The sequence below is a fragment of the Cellvibrio sp. genome (assembly GCF_053579595.1).
In genome coordinates this window covers 1-2,937 of sequence record NZ_JBRFPI010000486.1, presented here as the reverse complement: position 1 = coordinate 2,937, position 2,937 = coordinate 1, and the positions used below count along the sequence as shown (strand labels likewise).

At 43.2% G+C, this 2,937-nt stretch carries 2 protein-coding genes; both read left to right on the top strand.

Annotated features, from left to right (window positions below):
* A partial coding sequence (locus tag ACWA6V_RS20130) for a putative glycoside hydrolase (protein ID WP_449524165.1) occupies positions 1-905 on the top strand: 905 nt, incomplete at its 5' end.
* Between the two features lie 477 nt (positions 906-1,382).
* A complete protein-coding gene (locus ACWA6V_RS20125) occupies positions 1,383-2,627 on the top strand; it encodes an alginate export family protein (protein WP_449524164.1) in 1,245 nt (414 codons plus the stop codon).
* Positions 2,628-2,937: the final 310 nt, after the last annotated feature.

Genomic DNA, 2,937 nt, shown 5'->3' with positions numbered 1-2,937 from the left:
TTCCTGTTGTGGCATTGTTTGTGACAGGCCGCCCCATGTGGATCAATCGTGAATTGAATGCCTCTGATGCGTTTGCAGTTATTTGGCAGCCGGGAACTGAAGGCGCTGGCATTGCCGATGTGATTTTCAAAACTGCTGATGAGCAAATTAATTATCCTGTTAAGGGACGTTTGGCTTTCTCTTGGCCCAAATCGCCGGATCAAGGCACGTTGAATATTGGTGATGAAAATTATGATCCATTGTTCGCCTATGGTTTTGGTTTGAATTACGGTGATGCAGACACCTTGGGTGATGACTTGTCGGAAGAGGGAATAGTGTTTGAGTCCAGCTCTGCGATATTGGAATTATTCAACCGTCGCCCCATGGGTGCCTACGGCATTATTTTGGAAGGTAAAAATAATGACCGCGCCAATCTCAATGGCAATATCGCCAGCGTTTCAACACTGACGGTAACTTGTGTGGACCGCGATGTGCAGGAAGATGCGCGCCGTGCTGTGTGGAATGGCCAAGGTGAGGGGTTGGTTGCTATCTCAACGCTGAACCGTCAGGTGTTGAGTGATTACTACGAATCAGATTCTTCTTTGGTGTTTGATATCAAAGTAGATGCTGCACCTGCTGATAAGGCTTGGGTGCGCATTGGCTGTGGTCCTTCCTGTTATTCGCAAGTGGATATTACCCAGGAACTCACCAGTATTGCCGGCACCGGTTGGAAAACCTTGACGGTAGATTTGAAGTGCTACCCGGATGCTGGTACGGACTTTGGCTTGAAACGCACGCCACAAGAATTGTTTGCCCTTATTCTTGAGCCATTTACCCTCGTGGCCAATAACACATTGGATGTTACTTTCGCACAGGTGCGTATTGAAAAAGGCTTGGCGCAAGGCGCCAGTGTACGCCTCAACTAATCCTTCCCAGCCGTTAATATGCAAGCCGCACAAGTATTTGTGCGACTTTTTTGTGCCTGCTATTTCGGTCTTCATTCATGCAATTTATGTTATTGCATCACAGTTGTGCAAATTTAAAAAGCGGCGTGCATTTTTGTGGGCGTTTATTGTGCGATAAATTTTTCCAGATTGAATTTAATTGGCGCGTTAAAAATTATTATGTCCCCATAAGGGTGCGTGTAAAAAAATGTGAATTTTTCGTGGTGTTTTTTTTAACGTTTTATATCTCCTTGATTAATAATGATTTATTCCTTTAGGGATAGTTTAGGAAATCAATTGGCATAAGCCTTGCTCTAATGGATTTCAGTCACCTCCATGTTATGCCGCATACACACAAGAAACTTTTTAGTGCATAGCAAATATAAATTTTATGTTCAAATTTATTGGCCGGGTGCGGATGAACTACACACATTTATGAAAATCTTTGGAGAAGGCTCTATGAAAAAAAATACGATTCATCTTCTTGTTGCTGCGGCAAGTTCGCTGCTTTGTGCTGCTCCAAGTATTTCAGCAAAAACATTTACTGAGTCCATGCAGCAAGGTAGCGTTATCAAAGTAAATTTTCGCACACGTTATGAAGATGTCACCGAAGATGTTCTCAATGCGCAGGGAAATAAATCCGGCGAGAAAGAAGCGAATGCCTGGACCACCAGATCGCGTTTGTCTTATCAATCCGGTGCCTGGAATGGTTTTGGGTTTACTGCGGAAATGGATAATGTGAGTGAGATGACGAATGAAGTCGATTATCGCACTGCAGGTAATGATCCACTGAATACCAATAAAGCAATCATTGCTGATCCGATTGGTACTGAAGTCAATCAAGGCTTTATTTCTTACACCACATTTAACAATCAAATTAAATATGGTCGCCAGCGTTTGGTTCTCGACAATGCCCGCTTTATTGGCAATGTGGGTTGGCGCCAGAACGAGCAGACATACGATGGTGTCTCGCTCACCAACAAAGCAATTCGCTACACCAATTTTACGTATGCGTATATTAAAAATGTGAATCGTGTGTTTGGTGAGGCCAATGCCGGATTGGGCGATTTAAATATGAATAGTCATGTGTTAAATGCCAGTTATACCGGCTTTGATGCGGGCAAATTAATTGGCTATGCCTATCTGTTGGATGTGGAAAACCCCATAGCCCAGTTTGGTTTGACCAGCGATACCTTTGGTGTACGTTGGCAGGGTACAGCGGGTGAAACTTTTACCTATAACCTCGAATATGCCGCTCAACAAGATGCAGGCGCAAAACAAGCGTTTGACGCAGATTATTTGCTCGCTGAAGGAACCTATACGGTTTCACGCTACAGCATTGGTTTGGGTTATGAAGTGTTGGGTTCTGATAATGGTGCTTATGGCTTTGCAACTCCTTTGGCAACCTTGCATGCATTTAATGGTTGGGCAGATAAGTTTTTAGCTACACCTAAGGATGGTCTTGAAGATAAATATGTAAACCTGGGTGTGACTTTTGCGGGTGCGCAAGCGCTGGTGAGCTATCACAAATACGATGCAGATTTTGGCAGCGCCGATTACGGTGATGAAATTGATTTGAGTATCAGCAAAAAAGTGGGTGCCGTTGTGTGGACTGCAAAATATGCGCAATATGCAATGGGCGATGCTGCCACTAAAATTACCGACACTGATAAATTTTGGGTAATGGCGGATTGGAATTTTTAATGCAATATTTTAAAAATTTTTGCTGAATGAATTATTGGAAAAGGATATTCAAATTGTTTTTAATAAACCCTCGCCATTTGGTGAGGGTTTATTTTTTTGGCAAACTGAAAATTATTCGGGATGAGCATCCAAATTGGGTTTATTCGCCTCGGTTTTATTCTCCAGTAATTCATTTTCTGCTTTGGGTGTCACTGGCAAAATCGAATCAGGTGCATACCACAATGCATGGTAGCTCAGTTGCTGCCAGCCCCACCGGTTCTTCTACCTCACGGCCATTGTGATTTCGAGTTTTTATGCACTGGCCAAACAC